The following is a 23,017-nucleotide window of genomic DNA, read 5'->3' on the forward strand; positions in this document are numbered from 1 at the left end:
TAGGGTTTCGCACGTGGCGGAGAAGCGTGAGTACCGGATGGAGGAGCTGGCCGAGGAGGCCGGCATCACCGTGCGCACCCTGCGCTTCTACCGGGAGCGCAAGCTGATACCGCCGCCCCGCCGCGAGGGCCGTATCGCCTGGTACGACCACACGCACCTGGCCCGCCTGCGCACGATCTCGGCGCTGCTGGAACGCGGCCACACCCTCAACGGCATCGCGGAGCTGGCCGAGGCCTTCGACCACGGCCGTGACGTCGGTGAACTCCTCGGTCTGGGCGAGCCCACCGAGGAGACCCCCGTCCGCCTCTCCCCCGAGGAGCTCGCCGACGTCTTCGCCGGCCAGGCCACCCCGGAGAACCTCGCCGCGGCCCTCGACCTCGGCTATCTCGGCATCGACGGCGGCGAGATCGTCCACATCAGCCGCCGCCTGCTCGACGTCTCGGCGGCCCTGGTCCGCGAGGGCATCCCCCTGGCCGACGTCCTCACCGCCGCCCGCCGCGTCCGCGACCACGCCGACGCCCTCGCCGACCTGTTCGCCGGCATCGTCCTCACGGAGAACCGCACCACCGAGGACCTCAAACGCCTACGTCCCCTGGCGAAGAGCGTGGTGGAGGCGGAGGTGTCGATGGCCCTGGACCGGCGGCTGCGGGACTACGACTCGTAGACGACCGTCACCGGCGGCCGCAGGGCTACAGCTCGTAGACGACCGTCACCGGCGCATGGTCGGACCAGCGCTCCGCGTGCGTCGCCGCCCGCTCCACGAACCCCTTCACGGCCTTGCCCGCGAGCCCCGGTGTCGAGACGTGGTAGTCGATGCGCCATCCGCTGTCGTTGTCGAAGGCCCGCCCCCGGTACGACCACCACGAGTACGGTCCCTCGACGTCCGGGTGTAGTGCCCGTACGACGTCGACGTACCCGCCGTCGTCCGCGTCCAGGACCCGCCCCAGCCACTCGCGCTCCTCGGGCAGGAAGCCGGAGTTCTTCTTGTTGGCACGCCAGTTCTTGAGGTCGGCCTCCTGGTGGGCGATGTTCCAGTCGCCGCAGACGACGACCTCGCGCCCGTCGGCGGCGGCGCGCTCGCGCAGCTCCTTCAGGTGGGCGAGGAACTCGTCCATGAACCGGACCTTCTCGTCCTGCCGTTCGGTGCCGACCTCGCCGGAGGGCAGGTAGAGGCTGGCGACGGTGACACCGGGGAGGTCGGCCTCGACGTACCGTCCACTGGAGTCGAACTCCTCGGACCCGAACCCGATCCGCACCCGGTCGGGCTCGCGCCGGGTGTACAGGGAGACGCCCGCGCGCCCCTTGGCCGCCGCGGGAGCGTGCACGACGTGCCACCCCTCCGGCGCCCGCACTTCCTCGGGCAGCTGCCCGGGCTCGGCCCGCACCTCCTGAAGGCACAGCACGTCCGCGGAGGTCTCCGCGAGCCACTCCACGAAGCCCTTCTTCGCGGCGGCCCGGAGCCCGTTCACATTCACCGAGGTAACAGTCAGCACCCGGGCACGATACTTAATCCATTCCACCCAGCGGGCGCATACATGTACGATACACCGCATGCATATCCGCCCGGTCCCGTACGACCACCCCGACGCCGTCAAGCTCAACGACCAGGTGCAGGCCGAATACGCCGAGCGCTACGGCGATGAGGGCGATGTCACACCGCTCGACGCGTCGATGTTCAAGCCGCCGCTCGGCCTGTACCTCCTCGCCTACGACGAGCGGGACCGCCCGATCGCGTCCGGCGGCTGGCGCAGCCAGGACAGGAACGACGAGGGGTACGCGGACGGCGACGCCGAGCTCAAGCGCATGTACGTGACCCCGGAGGCCCGCGGTCTCGGCCTCGCCCGCCGCATCCTGGCCGCCCTGGAGGACGACGCCCGCACGGCCGGCCGCACCCGCATGGTCCTGGAGACCGGCGCCAAGCAGCCCGAGGCGGTCGCCCTCTATCTCTCCAGCGGCTACGAGCCGTGTGCCAAGTTCGGCTACTACCGCTTCCACGAACTGAGCCTCTGCTATGCCAAGCCGCTGAGCATTCAGTGAACGAGGGAGTGCGGCCGAACAGGCAAGAACCCCGCCGGACGAATCCGACGGGGTTCTGAATTGCAGTGGACCTGAGGGGATTTGAACCCCTGGCCCCCTCGATGCGAACGAGGTGCGCTACCGGACTGCGCCACAGGCCCTTGCAACGAGTGAAACTCTAGCATCCCCGTCGGGGTGCTCGGAAATCCGTTCCTGGCAGGTCAGCCGGGGCTCCCGAGCGCCTGGTCATTCGTTGGCGGCACGCGGCCGTTCGCCGTCCTCGTACTGGTCGAACAGCGGAGTGCGACCGCGCTCACGGGCCCGCCGGGCGGACGCGGCGCGCCGGGCGTCACTGCGACCGTCATCGGCGGCCTCGGCCGTCTCGGCCGTCTCGGCGGCTTCGTGGCCCTCCTCGGCGGCGGGCTCCGCCTCCGGCTCGCTCGGCTCGGCGGCGCTGGAGCGCGCCGAGCTCCACGCGTCCGGCGCCCCCAGATCGACACTGGACGTGGCCCGGGGCGCGACCGGCGCGGTCACGTACGTGGGCAGCGGAACCGGCACGGGATCCCAGCTGTCGCCCCGGCCGGGGCCCCGCTGACGCTCACGCTGCTGGTCGACCCACTCGGCGTGGTCGGTCTGCTCGACGAGGGCGCGGCGGTCGGCCGCGAGCGCGGACAGACCGGGGTCGGTCTCCGGCTCGGGACTGTCGTCGGGCTCGTCGGCGCCGGGGTCGAGGGTGGGCCGCCGACGCGGCTGCCGCTCCCTGAGCCGCTGCGCCGCGGCCTCGGCCCGGCGCCGGTCCATGGTGTACGTGAAGCGCCGTCGCTCCTGGGCGCGCAGGTACACGATGTACGAACTCAGCATCACGGCGGGCACGCCGGGCGCCCACAGGAACGCGAGCCCCCCGACGGCCGCCACGATCGCGCCGAGCGTGAAGGCGAGGAAGAGCATCACGGTCGTACGCCGTCGGCGCGCGAGCACCTTCGAGCGCCGGGCGCGCGCCGCGGCCTCCGCCGCGGAGGCCCGCCGGGCGGCCGGAACCCTGGAGGCCCCGGAGTTGGCCGAATCCGATCGCGATCCCGATGCCGAGCCCGATCCCGATGCCGAGCCCGAGTTCGGCTCGGGTGGGGCCGACTGCTGCGGCACCGCCCGGCCGGCCGTCGAGGAGCCCTGTGGGGCACCCTGCCGGGCGGCGGCCTGTGGCGCCTGCTGCGGTTCGGGCTGGGCGGGCGGCGGGAGTTGGGCCTTGGTCTGCTGCCGGACCGGAGGCATGGCGAAGGCCCGGACGTCCACCGAGTCGGTGACGGCGTCCGGATCGGCGCTGGGCTCCCCCTCTTCGGTGGAGCGCGCCTGCAGGTCCTTGGCGTACCGGCGCTCCATTCCCGCCCGTCCGGACAGCAGCCGGATGGCGGTGCTGAAGCGTTCCGTCGGACGGGCTTCGTTCAGCTCGTCCTGCCTACGGAGCCACATCGGCACCAAGTAGGCGGCCCAGGCCCCGACGATGACTGCGTAGATGAGGCCGCTGCTGCTCACGCCTCACACGGTAGAGGGGTTTGCGTGAGGCCATCTGCCAATTCGGCCGGTGTGTCGCACGATCCGGCTGATATTTCGAGCTTTTTTTGTGACCGATGCGATCAGCAGGCCGCAGGGAGCGCGAATTTAATGCCCCGAGCCGATCACGCACCGATCAATTTCGAACATACATTTCATTTACTGAGTGCCGGGCTTGCTCTGGTTCTCCGAACGGGCCTGCATCGATCGTGCCCGCCGCCAACGCCCCAGCAACCCCTCCGGCACCTCTTCCGCGGTGAGTGCGAAGACGAGATGGTCCCGCCAGGCCCCGTCGATGTGCAGATAGCGCGGCCGGAGCCCTTCCTCGCGGAATCCGAGTTTCTCCACCACCCGGCGGCTCGGCCCGTTCTCCGGGCGAATGCAGACTTCGATGCGGTGCAGTCCGACCGTGCGGAAGCAGTGGTCGGTCACCATCGCCACGGCCGTCGGCATCACTCCGCGCCCCGCCACCGACTGGTCCACCCAGTAGCCGATGTGCCCGGAGCACATCGATCCCCAGGTGATCCCGGCGACGGTCAGCTGCCCGACCAGACGACCCTGGTACTCGATGACGAAGGGCAGCATCCGGCCCGCGTTGGCCTCGGCGCGCAGATGCCGGACCATCTGGCGGTAGGTCGGCCGGTGCGCTATCGGACCGCTGGGCGTGGGCGGCGGAATCGTCGCCTCCCAGGGCCGCAACCAGTCCCGGTTGCGCCGGTTCACCTCGCGCCAGGCCCGCTGGTCGCGCACCTTTATCGGCCGAAGGACGACATCGCCGTCCACCAGCTCGACGGGCCAGGATGGGCTGTTCAGCTCGCACCCCCACTGCCGCTGGGTCTGGGGTGGTCGCCGCCACGGATCTGGTCGACGGCGTGGATCAGAAGGGGCTCCAGAACGGCCAGGCCGTCCTTCACCCCGCCGGTGGAACCCGGCAGGTTGACGATCAACGTCCGTCCCGCGACTCCGGCGAGCCCCCGGGACAGCGCCGCCGTGGGCACCTTCTCTCTCCCGAACGCCCTGATGGCCTCCGGAATGCCCGGCACCTCGTGATCGAGTACGCGCCGGGTCGCCTCGGGCGTCCGGTCGGTGGGCGAGATCCCCGTACCGCCCGTCGTCACGATCACGTCGTACCCGGCGTCGACACCCGCGCGCAGTGCCGCCTCCACGGGGTCGCCGTCCGGCACCACCCGGGGGCCGTCGACCTCGAAGCCGTACGCCGTGAGCCCCTTGGCGATCAAGGGGCCGCCCTTGTCCTCGTAGACCCCCGCGGCGGCTCTGTTCGAGGCCGTGACCACGAGCGCGCGGTACGACGGTGCCGTCATGCCCGGCTCCAGTCGCCCGACTTTCCGCCCGTCTTCTCTTCCACCCGTACGTCCGTGATGACCGCCCCCTTGTCGACCGCCTTGACCATGTCGATCACGGTGAGGGCCGCCACGCTGACCGCGGTGAGGGCCTCCATCTCGACGCCCGTACGGTCGGTGGTCTTCACGGTGGCGAGGATCTCGACGGCGTCGTCCGCGACCGACAGATCAAGCTTGACACCCGAGACCGACAACGGGTGACAGAGCGGGATCAGATCCGGGGTGCGCTTGGCGCCCATGATGCCCGCGATGCGCGCGGTGGCCAGGGCGTCGCCCTTGGGGACACCCTCACCGCGCAGCAGTTCGATCACACGGGGCGAGACCAGGACACGGCCGCTGGCGCGGGCGGTGCGCGCGGTCACGTCCTTCCCGGAGACGTCGACCATGCGGGCGGCGCCCGCCTCGTCGATGTGGGTCAGTCGGTCCTGCGTACTCATGTCTGCGCGGCGCTCCCGGTCGGGCCTCTTGTGCGCGACACGGTACCGCCACTCGGGGCACTCAGCCGAGCAGGACCACTTCGACCTCGGTGCCGGGCTCGACCGAGGTGACGTCCTCGGGGACGACGATCAGCGCGTCGGCCTGGGCGAGGGCCGCGACCAGGTGGGATCCGGCGCCGCCGACCGGGGTCACCTTGCCGTCGGCGTACCTCCCGCGCAGGAACTGCCGGCGGCCGTCCGGCGAGGTCAGCGCCTTGCCCGCCTCCAGGGTCGCCCTGGTGGTGGGGCGGTGGATGTCGTCCAGGCCCGACAGGGTGCGGATCGCGGGGCGGACGAACAGCTCGAAGGAGACGTACGACGAGACGGGGTTGCCGGGGAGCGCGAGCAGCGGGGTGTGCTCGGGGCCGATCGTGCCGAAGCCCTGGGGTTTGCCGGGCTGCATGGCGAGCTTGCGGAAGTCGATGCCGCTGCCCTCCTCGTCCTCGTCGCCCACCGAGGACAGGGCCTCCTTGACGACGTCGTACGCGCCGACGCTCACGCCGCCCGTGGTGACCACCAGGTCCGCGCGGATGAGCTGGTCCTCGATGGTGGCGCGGAGCGTCTCGGCGTCGTCGGCGACCGCTCCCACCCGGTAGGCGATGGCCCCGGCGTCGCGGGCGGCGGCGCACAGGGCGAAGCTGTTGGAGTCGTAGATCTGGCCGCTGCCCAACGGTTCGTCGGGCTGGACGAGTTCGCTGCCGGTGGACAGGACGACCACACGCGGGCGCGGGCGCACGCGTACGGTGCCGCGGCCGATCGCGGCGAGCAGGCCGATCTGCGGCGGGCCGAGGATCGTGCCGGCTTCGAGGGCGCGGTCCCCCGCCTTCACGTCGCTGCCCTTCGCGCGCACATGCGCGCGTGCCTCGGCCGGGCGGTGGACGTGCACCTGGCCGGAGGCGCCGTCGGGGGCCGCGCTGTGGGCGCGCATCCCGGAGACGGGGCCCTCCCCCAGGCCGCCGTCGGTCCACTCCACCGGGACGACGGCCTCGGCGCCGGGCGGCAGCGGGGCGCCGGTCATGATGCGGGCGGCCTCACCGGGGCCCACATGGGGCTGCGCGCCCTGGCCGGCCGCGACGTCGCCGACGACCGTGAGGACCGCCGGGTACTCCTCGCTCGCGCCCGCGACATCGGCGACCCGGACCGCGTACCCGTCCATCGAGCTGTTGTCGAACGGCGGCAGGGAGACCGGCACCGTGACGTCCTCGACCAGGACACAGCCCTGGGCGTCGAGGAGTTGCAGCTCGATGGGTTCGAGAGGGCGAACGGTCGCGAGGATGTCCTCCAGGTGCTCGGTCACCGACCAGAGGTGGTCCTGGCCGGTGACACGGGTCGCGGCGCTGCTCAAATTCCTACATCTCCTCGGCTACGTAACTGCGAAGCCAGGTCCGGAAGTCCGGGCCCAGGTCCTCACGTTCGCACGCGAGCCTGACAATGGCACGCAGATAGTCGCCTCGGTCGCCGGTGTCATAACGGCGGCCCTTGAAGACGACGCCGTGCACGGGGCCGCCGACCTTCTCGTCCTGCGCGAGCTGCTGGAGGGCGTCGGTGAGCTGGATCTCGCCGCCGCGGCCCGGCTCGGTCTTGCGGAGTATGTCGAAGATGTGCGGGTCGAGGACGTAGCGCCCGATGATCGCGTAGTTGCTGGGCGCGTCCGCCGGGTCCGGCTTCTCGACCAGGCCGGTCACCTTGACGAGGTCGCCCTCCCCGGTGGCCTCGACGGCCGCGGAGCCGTAGAGGTGGATCTGCTCAGGCTCGACCTCCATGAGCGCGATGACACTGCCGCCGTGCTGCTCCTGGACCTCGACCATGCGGGCGAGGAGGGGGTCGCGGGGGTCGATCAGGTCGTCGCCGAGGAGCACGGCGAAGGGCTCGTGGCCGACGTGCGGCGCCGCGCACAGGACGGCGTGACCGAGGCCCTTGGGGTCGCCCTGGCGCACGTAGTGCATGGTGGCCAGGTCGCTGGACTCCTGGACCTTGGCGAGCCGGTTGGCGTCGCCCTTCTTCTGAAGGGCGGACTCCAGCTCATAATTGCGGTCGAAGTGGTCCTCGAGGGGGCGCTTGTTGCGTCCGGTGATCATCAGGACGTCGTCGAGACCCGCCGACACGGCCTCTTCGACCACGTACTGGATCGCCGGCTTGTCTACGACCGGCAGCATCTCTTTGGGAGTGGCTTTGGTGGCCGGCAGGAACCGGGTGCCGAGGCCTGCTGCGGGGATGACAGCCTTGCTGATCCTGGGGTGCGACTCAGTCATGCGCGTAACCATATCCGGTGGCTATGAGCGCAATCTGTTGGTCCCGTTAAATAGCTCTCATATGAGCGCATAAGGAACGGTACGGAGTGAGCTGTGAGCCACGTGGGACGTGCGGCAGAGCCTGACAAGCGAATGTTGCGGCGAGGCTTCCTCGCGGTGAGAAACAGGTTGACACCCTACGACCTGCGGGAATCCGCCGGGACCCTGGCCCTGCGGGCGCTGGAGCTGCCGGAGCTGGCGCACGCGCGCACGGTGGCGGCGTACGTCTCCGTGGGGAGCGAGCCGGGCACCCTCGCGCTCCTGGACGCGCTCCACACGCGCGGGGTGCGCGTGCTGCTGCCGGTCCTGATGGCGGACAACGACCTGGACTGGGGCGCGTACGCCGGAGAGGGCTCCCTGGAGCGTGTCCGACACGGCGGCAGGATGGCTCTCTTGGAGCCGGCGGGTGAGCGGCTCGGTCCCGAGGCCGTCCAGGAGGCCGACGCCGTCCTGCTGCCCGGCCTGGCCGTGGACCGGCACGGAATGCGCCTGGGGCGCGGCGGCGGCTCGTACGACCGCGTACTGGCCCGCCTGGAGCGCGCGGGGGCCGATCCCGCGCTGGTGGTGCTGCTGTACGACGCGGAGGTCGTCGAGCATGTCCCGGCGGAACCTCACGACCGTCCCGTCCACGCGGTGGTGACGCCTTCGGGGGTGCGCCGCTTCGACTGCGGGTCCGGGTAGCCGAAAGGGCCCTCCACGCGTGTGTGGAGGGCCCTTTCGCCTGTCGCCGTCAATGGCTCACGGCTTGAGCACCAGGGTGTCGCTCGTGCTCTTGTCGACCGCCTTGTCCGAGAAGGACCACGGCAGCAGTTCGCCCTTGGCCCACTTGTCCGTCTGGTCGGTGTAGTGGGCGCTGTAGGCGTGCCCGGAGGCGCCGGAGAGGTTGATCCACTTCGACTTGTCGAAGTCGTCGAGGTTGACCACCATCCGCATGGACGGCACCCAGACCACTCCGTAGCCGCCCGCGGCGTTCCAGCCGGTCGCGTTGACCGTCGCCTCGCCGCCGCTGAGCTTCCAGGGGCCGCGGTTGAGCATGTACTGCAGGACGCCGGGACCTTCGGTGCCCAGGGTCTGGTTCTTCAGGAACAGGCGGTGCAGCCGGCCCCAGCTCCAGGTGTCCATGTCCTTGCCGAGCTTGGCGGTCAGCTCCCAGCGGGCGTCCTTCATGGCCCGCGCGAACAGCTCGTCCCGGTTGTCGGCCGCCTTGTCGAGGCGCGTCTTGGGCGCCTTCCACCAGTCGTTGTTCTGATCGTCGATGATCTTGCGGACCACCTCGAACCAGCGGTCGCCGCCGTCCGGCTGCGCCTGGTCCGCCTCACGCTGGCCGCACTCGCGCACCGTCTGGTTCTCGTCCGCGGGGCCGGTGGAGTCGACCGGGGCGACGTTCAGGCACTGGCCCTTGACCCGCAGCTCCTTGGGCAGCTTGTTGCCGAAGGCGAGCTTGAGGATGTTGCGCCAGGTCGCGTTGAAGTACGCGGCCGCCGCGGAGTCGGCGTCCTGGGTGTAGTCCCAGCCCTCCAGGAGCTTCTGCGCGTCGCGGACGTTCTTGTCGGCGACGTCGATCTTGAGCAACTTGGGCACGATCAGCTTGGCGATCTCACTGCTGTCGTCGAGCTGCATCTGGCGCATGTCGTCGGTCGAGATCTTGCCGCCGCCCTTGATCTTCGCCTCGATGAGATCGGAGATCCGCTGGCTGCGCGTTCCGTAACCCCAGTCCGTGGTGAGCGTGTAGGGGTACTTGTCCTTGTCGACGACCGCCTGGTTGGCGGTCACGATGTAGCCGCGCTTCGGGTTGTACTCGTAGGGCAGCGCGGACTGCTTGATGTAGCCGGTCCACTGGTACTTGGAGTTCCAGCCGGGCGACGGGAGCGAGCCGTCGTCACCCTTGGACCGGGTCGGGATCTTGCCCGGCAGCTGGTAGCCGATGTTGTCGTTGGTGTCGGCGTAGATCAGGTTCTGCGAGGGCACGTCGAAGGACGCGGCCGCCGTGCGGAACTCGGACCAGTTCGACGCCTTGTCCAGCTGGAAGACGGCGTCCATGGAGTTGCCCGGGTCCAGGGCGGTCCAGCGCAGCGCGATGGCGTAGCCGTCGCCGCGGTCGGGTGCCCCGCTGTCGACGGTGGCCTTCTTGCCGACCTTGACCAGTTCGTCGTCGCGGTCGGAGAGCAGCGGCATCCCGTCCTTGGTCTCCCGGACGACGATCGTCTTGGTGGAGCCGCCCGCGACCTTGATCGTTTCCTTGCGGGTCGTGAAGGGCAGCACCTTGCCGTCGTACTCGTAGCCCTCGCCGGTGATCTTCTCCAGGTAGAGGTCGGTGACGTCGACCCCGGAGTTGGTCATGCCCCAGGCGATGTTTTGGTTGTGGCCGATGACCACGCCGGGCATGCCCGCGAAGGTGTAGCCGGAGACGTCGTACTGGCACTTGCTGGAGACGCTCGTGCAGTGCAGGCCCATCTGGTACCAGACCGAGGGCAGCGAGGCCGACAGGTGCGGGTCGTTGGCCAGCAGCGGCTTGTTGGTGATCGTGTGCTCGCCCGCGACGACCCAGGAGTTCGAGCCGATGCCGTTGCCGTTCACGCCGACGGCGGTGGGCACGTTGTCGAGCACGTTGTAGAGCTTGGAGAGCTGGCTCTGCAGGCCGTCGGGCGCGGTGGTGTTCCCCGCGAGGCCGGTGCCCGACGTGGACTGCGTCCCGCTGCCCGCCGTCGTGCTGCCGCCCTGGACGTACGATCCCGTGACGCTGTCGTACTGGCCTTCCTGGGTGATCGTCTTGTTCCGGCTGTAGGGGTACTCCGGGTACAGGTCGGCGATCTGCTTCGGGCCCAGACGGCTGGTCATCAGGGAGCGGTCGATCTCTTCCTGCATGTTGCCGCGCAGGTCCCAGGCCATCGCCTTCAGCCACGCGACCGAGTCGACCGGGGTCCACTCCTGGGGCTTGTAGTCGTTGGTGAAACCAAGGGCCGCGTACTCCAGGGAGATGTCCTCGCCGTCCTTGCCCTTCAGGTAGGCGTTGACTCCCTTGGCGTACGCCTGGAGGTACTTCTTCGTGGAGGCCGACAGTTTCTTGTCGTACTCCTCCTTGGCGACCCGGTCCCAGCCCATCGTGCGCAGGAACTCGTCGTTCTTGACCTGGCCGGAGCCGAACATCTCGGACAGCCGGCCCGAGGTCATGTGACGGCGTACGTCCATCTCGTAGAACCGGTCCTGCGCCTGGACGTAGCCCTGCGCCATGAACAGGTCCTCGTCGGAGGAGGCGTAGATCTGCGGGATCCCGTTGCCGTCCCGCTTGACGTCCACGGGGCCCGACAGCCCGTCGAGCGTGAGGGAGCCCTTGGTCTGCGGGAAGGAGGCACGGACGGTACTGACCCCCCAGTAGCCGCCATAGGCAACGCCTCCGAAGAGGGCCAGAACCAGGACAATCAGGAACAGTCGGGCCTTGCGCCCCTTCTTCCTGCCGGACTTGCCCGGCTTCTGGCCGGAAGAGGCGGTGGTGTTCGGGGGCATCGCTGTCCTTGCTGTCCTAACGCGAGCGGCAGGCGGTCCTGGAGTGCTGGAGCAACCATAGGCGCAGGGCCCGACGCGCCTTGACGCGGAGTCGGGTACAGGACGGACGAGCGTTCGATCTCGGCCCCTGGAGTGTCAAGAAAGCGTCAAGAGTTAGGTAAGGTAACGAAGTACTTGGACTCATGTACCGACTTCGGGTGGTCGGATCGACGTGCTGGGATCCACGCGATCACCTCGATTCCACGCGTTGACTTCGACGCGATCACATCGAATCGACGTGTTCACATCCACACGTTCGAATCCAGTGCCCGGATTGGCGAGAAGGGAACAGCCGCTGACTGTCCACCACCTCAACCAGCTCCTGCTCGTCTGCTCGCTCGTTCTGCTCGTCGCGGTGGCAGCGGTTCGTATCTCTTCGCGCAGCGGGCTCCCCAGCCTGCTCGTCTACCTCGGCATAGGCATCGCCATGGGCCAGGACGGGGTCGGCGACGTCCACTTCAACAACGCCGAACTGACGCAGGTCATCGGGTACGCGGCCCTGGTCGTGATCCTGGCCGAGGGCGGCCTCGGCACGAAGTGGAAGGAAATCAAGCCGGCCCTGCCTGCGGCCACCTCGCTGGCACTGGTCGGCATCGCGGTGAGCGTCGGAGTGACGGCCACGGCCGCCCACTATCTGATCGGCCTGGAATGGCGGCAGGCGCTCATCATCGGCGCGGTGGTGTCCTCGACGGACGCGGCGGCCGTCTTCTCGGTGCTGCGGAAAGTACCCCTCCCCGCGCGCGTGACGGGCATCCTGGAGGCCGAGTCCGGCTTCAACGACGCCCCGGTGGTCATCCTCGTCGTCGCGTTCTGCACGGCGGGCCCCGTGGAGCACTGGTACGTGCTGCTGGGTGAGATAGCCCTGGAGCTGGCCATCGGCGCGGCCATCGGCCTCGCGGTGGGCTGGCTCGGCTCCTGGGGGCTGCGGCACGTGGCGCTGCCCGCCTCCGGCCTCTACCCGATCGCCGTGATGGCGATCGCGGTCACCGCCTACGCCGCCGGCGCGCTCGCGCACGGCAGCGGCTTCCTCGCCGTCTACCTCGCGGCGATGATGCTCGGCAACGCCAAACTGCCACACTGGCCCGCCACCCGAGGCTTCGCCGAAGGGCTCGGCTGGATCGCCCAGATCGGCATGTTCGTCCTGCTCGGCCTGCTGGTCACCCCGCACGAGATGGGCGACGACATCGTGCCGGCCCTCGTCATCGGCCTGGCGCTCACCATGGTGGCGCGCCCCCTGAGCGTCGTGGTCGGCCTGCTGCCCTTCCGGATCCCGTGGCAGGAGCAGACGCTGCTGTCCTGGGCGGGCCTGCGCGGCGCCGTGCCCATCATCCTGGCGACCATCCCGATGGTGAGCGGCGTCGCGGAGAACCGCCGGATCTTCAACATCGTCTTCGTCCTGGTCGTCGCCTACACCCTCATCCAGGGCCCCACGCTGCCCTGGCTGGCCCGCAAGCTGCGACTGGGCGAGTCCGAGGGCGCCGCCGACCTCGGGATCGAATCAGCGCCCCTGGAGCGACTGCGCGGCCATCTCCTGTCCGTCGCGATCCCGAAGGGCTCCCGCATGCACGGCGTGGAGGTGGCCGAGCTGCGCATGCCCTCGGGGGCCGCCGTCACCCTCGTCGTGCGCGACGGGACCTCCTTCGTGCCGCTGCCCACGACCGTCCTGCGCCGCGGCGACGAGCTGCTCGTGGTGGCCACCGACCCGGTCCGGGACGCGGCCGAGCGACGGCTGCGCGCGGTGGGCCAGGGCGGCAAGCTGGCGGGCTGGCTGGGCCTCGCGGGCAACGGCACCGGACCGCACTCCCGACATTCCGGACAGTAAACGGGACATTAAGGGGCGATGTGCATTCACAGGCGAACACCGCCATGGTGCTCACTTTCACAGGCACCGCAGCACTCGCCCCTGTACGATGAAGGCACTTGATCGAACCAACTCTGCCTGAAGCAGAGCTGGCGCGACCGTATGGCGGTCGCGACCTCCCCGCAGTGGGCGGCGCGGCATCTACCGCAGTTCCGCGCAAGAGGACAGCTCTCGGCGCCCCCGCCCAACAAAATGGGGCCGCGCTACCAGGTGGCAGAAAGGCACGGGCCGTGGCATCCACGGTCACCTCCCGCCCCGGATACGGACAGCTGCTGCGCACCCGCGGCGCCTGGACGTTCCTGCTTCCCGGCTTCGCCGCACGTCAGCCCTTCGCGATGCTGACGCTCTCCCTCGTACTCCTCGTCCAGCACACCACCGGCTCATACGGGGCCGCCGGCGCCGTAGCCGCCGTCACCGGCGTCTCCATGGCGCTATTCGCGCCCTTCACCGGCCGTCTCGCCGACCGCCACGGACAGCGGGCCGTCCTGCTGCCCGGCGTCCTGGTGCATACCCTGGCGGCCTTCTCCCTGACGGCGCTGGCGCTGACGGACGCCCCCTTGTGGGCTCTTTTCCTCGCCGCCGTGCCGACCGGCGCCTCGGTGCCCCAGGTCGGGCCCATGGTGCGCGCCCGCTGGGGCGTGAAACTCCAGGACTCGCCCCTGATGACCACCGCGGCGGCCTTCGAGTCCGTCACGGACGAGCTGACCTTCGTGTTCGGCCCGCTGCTCGCCACGGCGCTGTGCACCGCCGTGCACCCGGCCGCGGGCCTGCTGACCGAGGCCGGGCTGACCCTGATCGGCGGTCTCCTCTTCGCCGCGCAGAAGAGCACCCAGCCCGCTGTCGCCGCCGCCGGGCACACGCGCGTGGAGCACGGTTCCGCGCTGCGGGTCCCCGGAGTGCGCGTGCTGATCGTGACCTTCCTGGGCATCGGCTCCGTCTTCGGCGGTATGCAGGTCTCGCTCGCCGCGTTCAGCGAGTCGATCGGCGAGCCGGGTCTGAACGGCGTCCTCTACGGCGTCTTCGCCGCGGGCAACATGCTCTCCGGCGTCGTCTGCGGCGCCATCGCCTGGAAGGTGGCCCCGCAGCGGCGGCTCGTCATCGGCTACGCCGCCCTGGCGCTCGCCGCGTGCGGACTGTGGGCCGCGCACTCCGTGGTCGTGCTCGCCGCGATCGGCCTCCTGGTCGGCATGTGCATCGCTCCGTCCCTGATCACCGGCTACACGCTGGTCGAGGGCCTGGTCCCGGCGGGCGCCCGCACCGAGGCCTTCACCTGGCTGACCGGCGCCGTCGCGCTCGGCCAGGCGGCGGCCGTCACGGTCGCCGGACAGCTGGAGGACCGCCTGTGGAACGGTGCCGGATTCCTGGTGCCGATGGCCGGTACGGCACTGGCGCTGGCGACCCTGGTGGCCCTGCGCTCACGGCTGGCCACGCGGCCCACCGGACGCACCGTCGCACGTGGCGTCGGTCACCGAGTGCCGGTGACAGTGGACTGATCTCACGGAATACGTCAGTATGGATCGTCGTTAGCACTCATTGAGTGAGAGTGCCAGGAGGAAGACAAGTGCCGACCTACCAGTACCAGTGCACCGAGTGTGGCGAGGGCCTCGAGGCGGTGCAGAAGTTCACCGACAATGCCCTGACCGAGTGCCCCAACTGCGGTGGACGCCTGAAGAAGGTGTTCTCGGCCGTCGGCATTGTCTTCAAGGGCTCCGGCTTCTACCGCAACGACAGCCGTGGCTCCTCGTCGAGCAGCTCGCCGGCGTCCAAGCCGTCGACCACGTCGACTTCGTCCTCGCCGTCGACGACCTCGTCGTCCTCGTCGGACTCGAAGTCGTCGGGCAGCGGCTCGTCGAGCAGCAGCTCGGCCGCGTAGGACTTTCTCGCCGGGACCCTGTCGTCGTACGACGATGGGGTCCTCGGTGTTTTCGGGAGACAGCGTCCTCGACGTTTTCGGAGTCAGATCTTCGAAGCCCGCTACTGTGATCGTCATGGCGAACGCAGAGATCGGTGTCATCGGCGGCTCGGGCTTCTACTCCTTCCTCGACGATGTGACCGAGATACAAGTCGAGACCCCCTACGGGCCGCCGAGCGACTCCCTGTTCCTCGGCGAGATCGCCGGGCGAAGGGTCGCCTTCCTTCCTCGCCACGGCCGCGGCCACCATCTGCCGCCGCACCGCATCAACTACCGGGCCAACCTCTGGGCGCTGCGCTCCGTAGGCGCCCATCAGGTCCTCGGACCGTGCGCGGTGGGCGGACTGCGCCCCCAGTACGGGCCGGGAACGCTCCTCGTGCCGGACCAGCTGGTCGACCGTACGAAGACGCGGACGCAGACGTTCTTCGACGGGCTCCCGCTGCCGGACGGCACCGTGCCGAACGTCGTACACGTGTCGCTGGCCGACCCCTACTGCCCCGTCGGCCGCAAGGCCGCCCTCGAAGCGGCGCGCGGGCGTGACTGGGAGCCGGTGGACGGCGGCACGCTCGTGGTGATCGAGGGACCGCGGTTCTCCACCCGCGCCGAGTCGCTGTGGCACCAGGCGCAGGGCTGGTCCGTGGTGGGCATGACCGGCCACCCCGAGGCCGCGCTCGCCCGTGAACTCCAGCTCTGCTACACCTCGTTGACCTTGGTCACCGACCTCGACGCGGGCGCGGAGGCCGGCGAGGGCGTCTCGCACGACGACGTGCTGAAGGTGTTCGCGTCGAACGTGGACCGGCTGCGGGACGTGTTGTACGACGCGGTGGCGGCCCTGCCGCGGAACGGGACGCGGGACTGTCTGTGCACGAAGGCGCTGGGCGGCATGGATCCGGGCTTCGAGCTGCCGTGACGATGGCCTCGACGGGCGCTCGGTGCGCGCCGATGGGTACTGCCGGGCGCCAATGGGTACTGCCGGGCGCTGACGGGCGTTTCCACGCCGTGGAACTTCCCGTTCGGGTGAGGGAGTTGTCCACAACTCGTCGGTAGTCCACCGGCGCCGACGGGCTCCGCCGCGAAGCCCCATCGTGGGATCGCAAGCCGATCTCTCGTCGCAGGTGGTGGTCCCATGGCACAGCACGCTCCTCTTGTACGCCCGCTGGACACGGATCTCGTACGGGCGCCGGGCACAGATCCTGTACGTCCGCCCGGTGTGGACGCGCCTCCGATCCGCGAGGTGCCGCAGTTCGCCCCCGTGCACGTGCGCGGCGGGCGGTACGGGCTGCGGCGCCTCACCCGTCACAAGCGGCGGGCCGTGGCCGCGGGGCTCGCCGTCACGGCGGCGGCCCTCGTGGCGGCGGGCCCCGGTGGCTCCGGGCGGGCACGGGGCCATCCGGCGGCGGCTCCCCCCTCCACGTCCGCTTCCTCCCCCATGTCCTCTTCTCCCTCTTCCCCTACCGCGTCCGTGCGGGGGCGGGGCGCGGTGGAGACGGTGGCGGCGCCGGTGCGGATCGCCGACGCGGCCACGGTGCGGCTGCTCAGGCCGGGCGACCGGGTCGACGTGATCGCGGCGGACGGGGGCGGCGAGGGCCGCGTGGTCGCGGCCGGGGCGCGGGTGGCCGAGGTTCCGGACTTCGCCGCCACCGAGACCGGGGCGCTGGTGGTCCTCTCCGTGCCCCGGGCCACGGCGGCGCGACTGGCGGGCGCGGGCACGACGGCGCGGCTGGCGGTGACGCTGTGTTGAGCGTCGTGCGCAATGCCGTACCGACGACCTTCCTGGATATCGAATCGGTGTCAACTCGCACGATGGTGCTACCGAATTGGACAGGTCCGGCGGGCCCTGCCGTAGGTTGCGGAGCTGTTTGTTCCACAACTTGTGCAGAGGGGCCTTTTGGTGAGCGAGAAGAAGCAACCCGGTGTCTGGGAGGGCTTCAAGGCCTTTCTGATGCGGGGCAACGTCATCGACCTGGCCGTCGCGGTGGTCATCGGCGCGGCCTTCACCAACATCGTCAACTCGGTGGTGAAGGGCATCATCAACCCGCTGGTGGGTGCGATAGGCACGCAGAACCTCGACAGCTACAGCTCCTGCCTCGAACCCCGCTGCACCGGCACCGGGGACACGGCGACGGGCATCCGGATCATGTGGGGCTCCGTGCTGGGCGCCACGCTCAGCTTCGTGATCACCGCGGCCGTCGTCTACTTCCTGATGGTCCTGCCGATGTCGAAGTTCCTGGCCCGGCAGGCGGCCCGGCAGAAGGCGAAGGAGAACACCCAGGAGGTCATCGAGGTGTCCGAGCTGGAGGTGCTCAAGGAAATCCGCGACGCCCTGGTGGCCCAGCGCGGTTCGGGCAACAGCCAGCACTGACGGAGAAGACCGGGGGCGGCCTACGGAAGCCCGGGGGCCGGCTGCGGACGGCAGTCGGGCTCCGGAAACGCGCGGCCCAGCCGTGGACAGTCGGGTTCGGGCCGCACGCCGAGGGCGTGGTGGGCACGCTCAGGGGCCTTCTCCGGTCGCTCGGAGGCCGGCTCCGCACGATCGAAGGCCGCCTCCGCACGCCCGGAGGCCGGCTCCGGACGCTCGGAATCGTCCTTCGTGCTCTCCAGGCCGGGATCCGCGACCGCAGGTCCGGCCGCCGCGGCCTCGGGACCGGCGCTCGCCATGGCGGGGTCGGCGGCAGGCGGCGCCGAGGTACGGCGGCTCAGAGGTGGTGCGGCGGCTTCTCGTCGAGGAACCGCTTCAGGTCCGCCACGCTGTCACCGTCACCGCCGGACTGCTCGCCCCATCCCCGGTCCGTGTCGTCCGAGGACTGCTGGCTCAGCGGATCGTCGAAGATCAGCGCGGACTTCGGATCGCGCGGTGCGGACGCGTCACGCGGTTCGGAGGTGGGGGCGGGGCCGGTACTCATGCGTCCCAGAGTACGCCGAGGGGTCCCCAGCCCACCCCGGTACGGCCGCGTCCTGCGGCCGTCAACCCGAGCGACCTGGACTCTTTTCTGCTGTGCTTGGCCGTATGACGTCCAGCGCCGCTTCCGAACCCACCCCGACGCCCAGGACGGCCCGACTCGGGCCCCTGCGCAGAATGACCGCCCGGAGGAGGGACGAGGCACACCGCGTCGCGTCGCCGCTGGAGCTCTTCTTCGACCTGTGCTTCGTCGTGGCCATCGCCCAGGCGGGCGGCGAGCTGGTGCACGCCGTGGCGGCGGGACACGCGGGCGAGGGCATCCTCAACTACGCGATGATCTTCTTCGCGATCTGGTGGGCGTGGATGAACTTCACCTGGTTCTCCTCGGCGTACGACAACGACGACGCGCTCTACCGGGTCGTGACGCTGGTGCAGATCGCCGGTGTCCTGGTCCTCGCCGCCGGGGTGTCGCGGGCGTTCGAGAACCATGTGTACCTGGCCGTCTGGCTCGGCTACGTGATCATGCGGTTCGCGTTGATCGCCCAGTGGCTGCGGGTGGCCCGCGGCACGAAGGGCCCCGAGAGAACCATGGCGCTGCGGTACGCGGGCGGTGTGCTGCTGTGCCAGGTCGGCTGGCTGGGGCTGCTGGTACTGCCGGAGCCCGGGCGTCCTTGGGTGTTCCTGGTGATGGCGATCGCCGAGATGTGCGTCCCCGCGTACGCGGAGAAGGACTTCGCCACCTCCTGGCATCCGCACCACGTCTCCGAGCGGTTCGGCCTGTTCACGATCATCGTGCTGGGCGAGACGATCGCCGCGTCGACGATGGCCGTGAAGTCGGCGGTGGACGAGCACGACGCGCTGGGCGAGCTGTTGCCGATCGCCGCCGGCGGACTGCTGATCGTCTTCTCCGCCTGGTGGATCTACTTCGTGGTGCCCATCCACGGGCGCCTGCGGTCCAGCGTCCACGCATTCCTGTGGGGATACGGCCACTACCTGATCTTCGCGTCGGCGGCCGCGATCGGCGCGGGCCTGGAGGTCGCGGTCGAGCAGGCGGTCGGCAAGACACCGATCTCGACGCTCGCCGCGTCCGCCGCGGTGACACTGCCGACGGCGCTGTACTTCCTCACGGTGTGGGTGTTGCACGCGCGCCATTTCAAGATGGGCATCACACAGCAACTCATCCTGCCGACGACGGCGTTGCTGGTGATCCTGTGCACCTTCCTGCACAGCTGGGCGGTGCTCGCGGCGGGCGTCGTGGCGGCTCTGTCGGTGGCGGTCGGGGTCGCCCTGACGGCACGGATGGTCACAACGGAGGGGGTGGGGAGCGCGGGGCGGGAAACACTGGAGACATGACAGTTGACGCTCTGACGGATGTCGCGGGACTGCGCGTGGGACACGCGACGCGTACCGGCGACGGTTGGCTCACCGGCACCACGGTCGTGCTCGCCCCCGCGGGCGGCGCCATCGCGGCCGTGGACGTACGCGGCGGCGGGCCCGGCACCAAGGAGACCGACGCGCTCGACCCGCGCAACCTGGTGCAGAAGGTGGAGGCGGTCGTACTGACCGGCGGCAGCGCGTACGGGCTGGACTCCGCGTCCGGGGTGATGGCCTGGCTGGAGGAGCGGGGTCGCGGGGTGCGGGTGGGCCTCGATCCGGCGCACGTCGTGCCGGTCGTGCCCGCCGCCTGTGTCTTCGACCTGGGTCGCGGTGGCGACTTCCGGGCGAGGCCGGACGCGGCCACGGGCCGGGCCGCGGTCGAGGCTGCCGACGCGAGCGGGCCGGGCGCGCCGGTGCCGGAGGGGTGCGTGGGCGCCGGGACGGGGGCGACGGTCGGGCGGATCAAGGGCGGGATCGGGACGGCGAGCGCCGTGCTCGACTCGGGGATCACGGTGGCCGCGCTGGTGGTGGCCAACGCGGCGGGTTCGGCGGTGGATCCGGAGACGGGGGTGTTGTACGGGGAGTTGCTGCGAGACGGTCGTACGGCCTATCCCTCCGCCGAGGTCCACGAGGCGGCGCGGCAACGGCTCGCCGAAGCCGCCGCGAAGAACGCGCCTCCCCCGCTGAACACCACACTCGCCGTCGTCGCCACCGACGCCGAGCTCACCCGCGCCCAGGCCCACAAGCTCGCCGGCACGGCCCATGACGGCATCGCGCGCGCCGTCCGCCCGGTCCACCTCCTGAACGACGGCGACACGGTCTTCGCCCTGGCCACGGGCGCCCGCCCGCTCCAATCCGACAACCCCCTGGCCCTCAACGAGATCCTCGCGGCGGGCGCGGATCTGGTGACCCGGGCGATCGTCCGCGCGGTACGAGCGGCCGACCCGGTGGACGGACCTGGCGGGGTGTGGCCGTCGTACGAGGAGCTGTACGGGAGCGCCTAGGACGAGTCCTGGCCCGTGACCGCGGGTGGCCCGCTGCCCTCGCCGACGCCAAGTCGGGTCAGGAGGAGGGGGAGTTCGTCGTGGGCCCGGTGGGTGATTGTCCCGGTTCTGTCACGCGACGGTGTTGGGCCGGGGACGGGGGGAACCCTTCGCGGCACCGCTCGCTCTCTATCCACGCACTGGAGCGGATCACGCACATCACGAGAAACTGGAGTAGCCCGTGACAACGCCGAACATGACAGCGCGGCGCGCACTGGGGGCCTGTGCCGCCCTGATGGTCGGCACCCTCACCCTGACCGGCTGCGGCGGCAACGCCAGCGCCGACGCCAAGGGTGGCAAGGACGGCGGTACCTCGGCCAAGACGTCCACGGCGAAGATCGTCATCTCGGCCAAGGACGGTTCGACGGACGCGTCCATCAACGCGACCGGCGTGAAGGTCAGCGACGGCAAGCTGACCGACGTGAAGATGACGGTGTCGGGGTCCGGGACGGCGGTGCCGGGGGCGATCACCGCGGACGGGACCGGCTGGAAGCCGGCGGCGCAGTTGGAGCGCGGCACGAAGTACCAGATCTCGGCGACCGCGAAGGACGCGAGCGGGCGCACGGCCGCCGCCAACTCCATCTTCACGACGGTCTCCTCGAGCAACAGCTTCATCGGCACGTACACGCCCGACAATGGCACCACGGTCGGCGTCGGAATGCCGGTGTCGTTCAACTTCAACAAGGTGATCAGCAACCAGAAGGCCGTGCAGTCGCACATCACGGTCACGTCCAGCAGCGGGCAGCAGGTGGCCGGGCACTGGTTCGGCTCGCAGCGGCTCGACTTCCGGCCCGAGACGTACTGGAAGGCCGGTTCCAAGGTCACGATGAAGATCGACCTGGACGGCGTCGAGGGCGCGAACGGCGTCTTCGGGGTGCAGAAGAAGACGGTCACCTTCACCGTCGGCCGCTCCCAGGTCTCCACGGTCGACGTCAACACGCAGACCATGACGGTCGTGCGTGACGGCAAGACGCTCAAGTCGGTGCCGATCTCGGCGGGCAGCCCGGAGCACACCACGTACAACGGTCAGATGGTGATATCCGAGAAGTTCGTCCAGACGCGGATGAACGGCTCGACGGTGGGCTACGGCGGCGAGTACGACATCCCGGACGTGCCGCACGCGATGCGACTGACGTCCTCGGGGACGTTCATCCACGGCAACTACTGGTACAACCGCGGGAACCCGCCCTTCGGACAGCAGGGCACCAGCCACGGATGTGTCGGTCTCGCCGATGTACAGGGCGCGCAGGGCGACACCAGCGCGAAGTGGTTCTACGACAGCTCTCTCGTCGGGGACGTCGTAGTGGTGAAGAACTCGCCCGACAAGACCGTCTCGCCGGACAACGGACTGAACGGCTGGAACATGTCCTGGAGTGCGTGGACCGCGGGAAGTACGGTCTGACCTGGGGCCGTTGACGTCACGGCGGGCCGCGCGGGAACTTGCCGCGCGGCCCGCTCGTTTTCTGTCCGTACGTTTTCTCGGTTCGCAGGATTGATGTCCGACCGAGGGGCTACGGTATGCACCCACAAGGTGACATGCAGCAACGCCGGGAGAAGCCTTGAGCGTTCCGTACGAGACAGCAGCGTACGAACCACCCGAGTCGCCCGAGTCTCCGGAGGAGCACCTCGAGCGACTCCTCGGCCGTGCCCTGAACTCCTTCGAGCTGCCCGACGAGACGATAAGGCGGCTCGACTGCGCGCTGGCGCACGACAGTTCGCTGCACTCCGCGCACCACAGCGCGGGGCTGCACCGCGAGACGTACCGGCACACCTGGCTGCTCGCCGACGGCTCGGCGGTCACGCTGTGGGAGCTCGTGCACAACACGGCGCTCGGGAGTGAGCCGCAGCACGAGGTGTATGTCGACGAGGAGGAGCTGCGCGCCGCCACGGCCCGGCTGCCGCTGCCGCCGGACACGCCGGACTTCGAGCTGCCCGTGATGGTCCATCCGTCACCGGTCCCCGAGCCGCGGCACGTCTACCTGACGGACGACTCGGCGGATCACGCGCGGCGGTTGCTGCGGCGGGCGGAGAACGCGGACCGGCCGGGGGCCGACATCACGACGCTGCTGCTGCGCACCGCGTTCGCGCACCAGATCACCCAGGCCTTCGGGCGCCCCTGCCGGGCGGGCCAGGTCGGGCTGTGCTTCTCGCTCTACGAGCACGCGTTCCTGCTCCGCGACGGCCAGGAGATCTCCCTGTGGGAGGTCGAGCACACGGCGACGCCGGACGGCCGGCACATGTGTGAGGTCTATCCGACGGAGCACGCGGCTCGGGCCGCCATGGAACGCCGGGCGGCGCGGCTCGCCTAGAGCCTGGCGGGTCGAGCCGAACACCCCCTTCGTCAGGGGGAGCCCTCGTTCGTCAGGGGAGCCCCTCTTCCCTCAGGGGAAGCCCCGTTCGTCAGGGGCGACTGTCGCTGAACTGGCGTACCAGGCCCGCGAACGCGGCGCGTTCCTCGGGGGTGAGTTCCACGGTCTCCGCGGCGGGGCCGGACCGGCGCTGACGAGGTATGGCGCGGAGCACCTGCCCGTGATGGCGCACGGCGGCCCCGGTGCGCGCGCGGCGCAGCAGGCGGGACAGGCCGACGACCCAGATGACGGTCGCGAGGGCGAGGACGGCCACACCCATCAGCTGGAGGCTCGACACATGCTCAGGCATGCCCCCAGTAGACACCACGGTCCGGGACTTTG

23 protein-coding genes and 1 tRNA gene are annotated in these 23,017 nt (G+C 70.1%); 13 read left to right on the forward strand and 11 right to left on the reverse strand.

The window, feature by feature from the left end:
- Nucleotides 1-37 precede the first annotated feature (37 nt).
- Complete coding sequence (locus OG798_RS24265; RefSeq protein WP_097227576.1) at nt 38-664, forward strand: MerR family transcriptional regulator; 627 nt, start codon at nt 38-40, stop codon at nt 662-664.
- Between the two features lie 25 nt (nt 665-689).
- On the opposite strand, the gene OG798_RS24270 is transcribed toward OG798_RS24265, so the two are convergent.
- Nucleotides 690-1,493 carry an exodeoxyribonuclease III gene (locus tag OG798_RS24270; RefSeq protein ID WP_095854168.1) on the reverse strand — a complete coding sequence of 268 codons (804 nt, stop codon included), beginning with the start codon at nt 1,491-1,493 and terminating at the stop codon, nt 690-692.
- A 58-nt stretch (nt 1,494-1,551) separates the two neighbouring features.
- On the opposite strand from OG798_RS24270, the gene OG798_RS24275 reads away from it, so the two are divergent.
- The gene (locus OG798_RS24275; protein WP_095854167.1) at nt 1,552-2,037 is read left to right on the forward strand and encodes a GNAT family N-acetyltransferase; all 486 of its coding nucleotides are present in this window, start codon (nt 1,552-1,554) and stop codon (nt 2,035-2,037) included.
- Nucleotides 2,038-2,103: 66 nt separating this feature from the next.
- Here OG798_RS24275 and OG798_RS24280 read toward each other — a convergent pair.
- The 7 genes from OG798_RS24280 to galU form a co-directional block, all read right to left on the reverse strand.
- A tRNA-Ala gene (locus tag OG798_RS24280) sits at nt 2,104-2,177 on the reverse strand.
- An 85-nt stretch (nt 2,178-2,262) separates the two neighbouring features.
- Nucleotides 2,263-3,546, reverse strand: coding sequence for a divisome protein SepX/GlpR (sepX, locus tag OG798_RS24285; RefSeq protein WP_267062103.1), 1,284 nt, complete (start codon nt 3,544-3,546; stop codon nt 2,263-2,265).
- A gap of 177 nt (nt 3,547-3,723) precedes the next feature.
- On the reverse strand, nt 3,724-4,377 hold the full coding sequence (locus tag OG798_RS24290) for a GNAT family N-acetyltransferase (protein WP_054233071.1): 654 nt from the start codon (nt 4,375-4,377) through the stop codon (nt 3,724-3,726).
- Complete coding sequence (locus OG798_RS24295; RefSeq protein WP_097225617.1) at nt 4,374-4,886, reverse strand: MogA/MoaB family molybdenum cofactor biosynthesis protein; 513 nt, start codon at nt 4,884-4,886, stop codon at nt 4,374-4,376. Before OG798_RS24295 ends, OG798_RS24290 begins: the two co-directional genes overlap by 4 nt.
- Nucleotides 4,883-5,362 (reverse strand): cyclic pyranopterin monophosphate synthase MoaC, encoded by a 480-nt coding sequence (gene moaC, locus OG798_RS24300; protein ID WP_053852462.1) that lies wholly within the window; start codon nt 5,360-5,362, stop codon nt 4,883-4,885. The genes OG798_RS24295 and moaC overlap by 4 nt, the downstream gene beginning before the upstream one ends.
- 61 nt (nt 5,363-5,423) lie before the next feature.
- Nucleotides 5,424-6,746, reverse strand: coding sequence for a molybdotransferase-like divisome protein Glp (glp, locus tag OG798_RS24305; RefSeq protein WP_328757657.1), 1,323 nt, complete (start codon nt 6,744-6,746; stop codon nt 5,424-5,426).
- 4 nt (nt 6,747-6,750) lie between these two features.
- Entirely contained in the window at nt 6,751-7,653 is a 903-nt protein-coding gene (galU, locus tag OG798_RS24310; protein WP_095854163.1) for a UTP--glucose-1-phosphate uridylyltransferase GalU, read from the reverse strand.
- A 132-nt stretch (nt 7,654-7,785) separates the two neighbouring features.
- Here galU and OG798_RS24315 point away from each other — a divergent pair, with 132 nt between their 5' ends.
- Nucleotides 7,786-8,373 (forward strand): 5-formyltetrahydrofolate cyclo-ligase, encoded by a 588-nt coding sequence (locus OG798_RS24315; RefSeq protein ID WP_443053831.1) that lies wholly within the window; start codon nt 7,786-7,788, stop codon nt 8,371-8,373.
- Between the two features lie 57 nt (nt 8,374-8,430).
- Here OG798_RS24315 and OG798_RS24320 read toward each other — a convergent pair whose 3' ends face one another.
- Nucleotides 8,431-11,196, reverse strand: a complete 2,766-nt coding sequence (locus OG798_RS24320; protein ID WP_121415871.1) for a penicillin acylase family protein — start codon at nt 11,194-11,196, stop codon at nt 8,431-8,433.
- Between the two features lie 304 nt (nt 11,197-11,500).
- Between OG798_RS24320 and OG798_RS24325 the strand changes: the two genes are divergently transcribed.
- The 6 genes from OG798_RS24325 (at nt 11,501) to mscL (ending at nt 17,370) form a co-directional block, all read left to right on the forward strand.
- Entirely contained in the window at nt 11,501-13,057 is a 1,557-nt protein-coding gene (locus OG798_RS24325) for a potassium/proton antiporter (protein ID WP_095854160.1), read from the forward strand.
- A gap of 269 nt (nt 13,058-13,326) precedes the next feature.
- The gene (locus OG798_RS24330) at nt 13,327-14,589 is read left to right on the forward strand and encodes an MFS transporter (protein WP_095854159.1); all 1,263 of its coding nucleotides are present in this window, start codon (nt 13,327-13,329) and stop codon (nt 14,587-14,589) included.
- Between the two features lie 68 nt (nt 14,590-14,657).
- A complete protein-coding gene (locus OG798_RS24335) occupies nt 14,658-14,969 on the forward strand; it encodes an FmdB family zinc ribbon protein (protein WP_095854158.1) in 312 nt (103 codons plus the stop codon).
- 115 nt (nt 14,970-15,084) lie between these two features.
- Nucleotides 15,085-15,918 carry an S-methyl-5'-thioadenosine phosphorylase gene (locus tag OG798_RS24340; RefSeq protein ID WP_121418447.1) on the forward strand — a complete coding sequence of 278 codons (834 nt, stop codon included), beginning with the start codon at nt 15,085-15,087 and terminating at the stop codon, nt 15,916-15,918.
- Between the two features lie 216 nt (nt 15,919-16,134).
- The gene (locus OG798_RS24345) at nt 16,135-16,749 is read left to right on the forward strand and encodes a hypothetical protein (RefSeq protein WP_267062108.1); all 615 of its coding nucleotides are present in this window, start codon (nt 16,135-16,137) and stop codon (nt 16,747-16,749) included.
- Nucleotides 16,750-16,899: 150 nt separating this feature from the next.
- Nucleotides 16,900-17,370, forward strand: coding sequence for a large conductance mechanosensitive channel protein MscL (mscL, locus tag OG798_RS24350; RefSeq protein ID WP_095857998.1), 471 nt, complete (start codon nt 16,900-16,902; stop codon nt 17,368-17,370).
- A 334-nt stretch (nt 17,371-17,704) separates the two neighbouring features.
- Here the strand turns inward: mscL and OG798_RS24355 are convergent, their stop codons facing one another.
- On the reverse strand, nt 17,705-17,911 hold the full coding sequence (locus OG798_RS24355) for a hypothetical protein (protein ID WP_095854156.1): 207 nt from the start codon (nt 17,909-17,911) through the stop codon (nt 17,705-17,707).
- 104 nt (nt 17,912-18,015) lie between these two features.
- Here OG798_RS24355 and OG798_RS24360 point away from each other — a divergent pair, with 104 nt between their 5' ends.
- The 4 genes from OG798_RS24360 to OG798_RS24375 all read left to right on the forward strand — a co-directional run bounded on the left by OG798_RS24360 (nt 18,016) and on the right by OG798_RS24375 (nt 22,636).
- Nucleotides 18,016-19,260: a low temperature requirement protein A gene (locus OG798_RS24360; protein WP_095854155.1), complete on the forward strand. Its 1,245-nt coding sequence runs from the start codon at nt 18,016-18,018 to the stop codon at nt 19,258-19,260.
- On the forward strand, nt 19,257-20,288 hold the full coding sequence (locus OG798_RS24365; protein WP_121415868.1) for a P1 family peptidase: 1,032 nt from the start codon (nt 19,257-19,259) through the stop codon (nt 20,286-20,288). Before OG798_RS24360 ends, OG798_RS24365 begins: the two co-directional genes overlap by 4 nt.
- Nucleotides 20,289-20,523: 235 nt before the next feature.
- Nucleotides 20,524-21,729, forward strand: a complete 1,206-nt coding sequence (locus OG798_RS24370) for a L,D-transpeptidase (RefSeq protein WP_443053832.1) — start codon at nt 20,524-20,526, stop codon at nt 21,727-21,729.
- A 157-nt stretch (nt 21,730-21,886) separates the two neighbouring features.
- Nucleotides 21,887-22,636, forward strand: a complete 750-nt coding sequence (locus OG798_RS24375) for a DUF6227 family protein (protein WP_095854152.1) — start codon at nt 21,887-21,889, stop codon at nt 22,634-22,636.
- Between the two features lie 91 nt (nt 22,637-22,727).
- Here the strand turns inward: OG798_RS24375 and OG798_RS24380 are convergent, their stop codons facing one another.
- Complete coding sequence (locus OG798_RS24380; protein WP_328757660.1) at nt 22,728-22,985, reverse strand: hypothetical protein; 258 nt, start codon at nt 22,983-22,985, stop codon at nt 22,728-22,730.
- Nucleotides 22,986-23,017: the final 32 nt, after the last annotated feature.

It is taken from the genome of Streptomyces sp. NBC_00271 (assembly GCF_036178845.1).
Classification (GTDB): domain Bacteria; phylum Actinomycetota; class Actinomycetes; order Streptomycetales; family Streptomycetaceae; genus Streptomyces.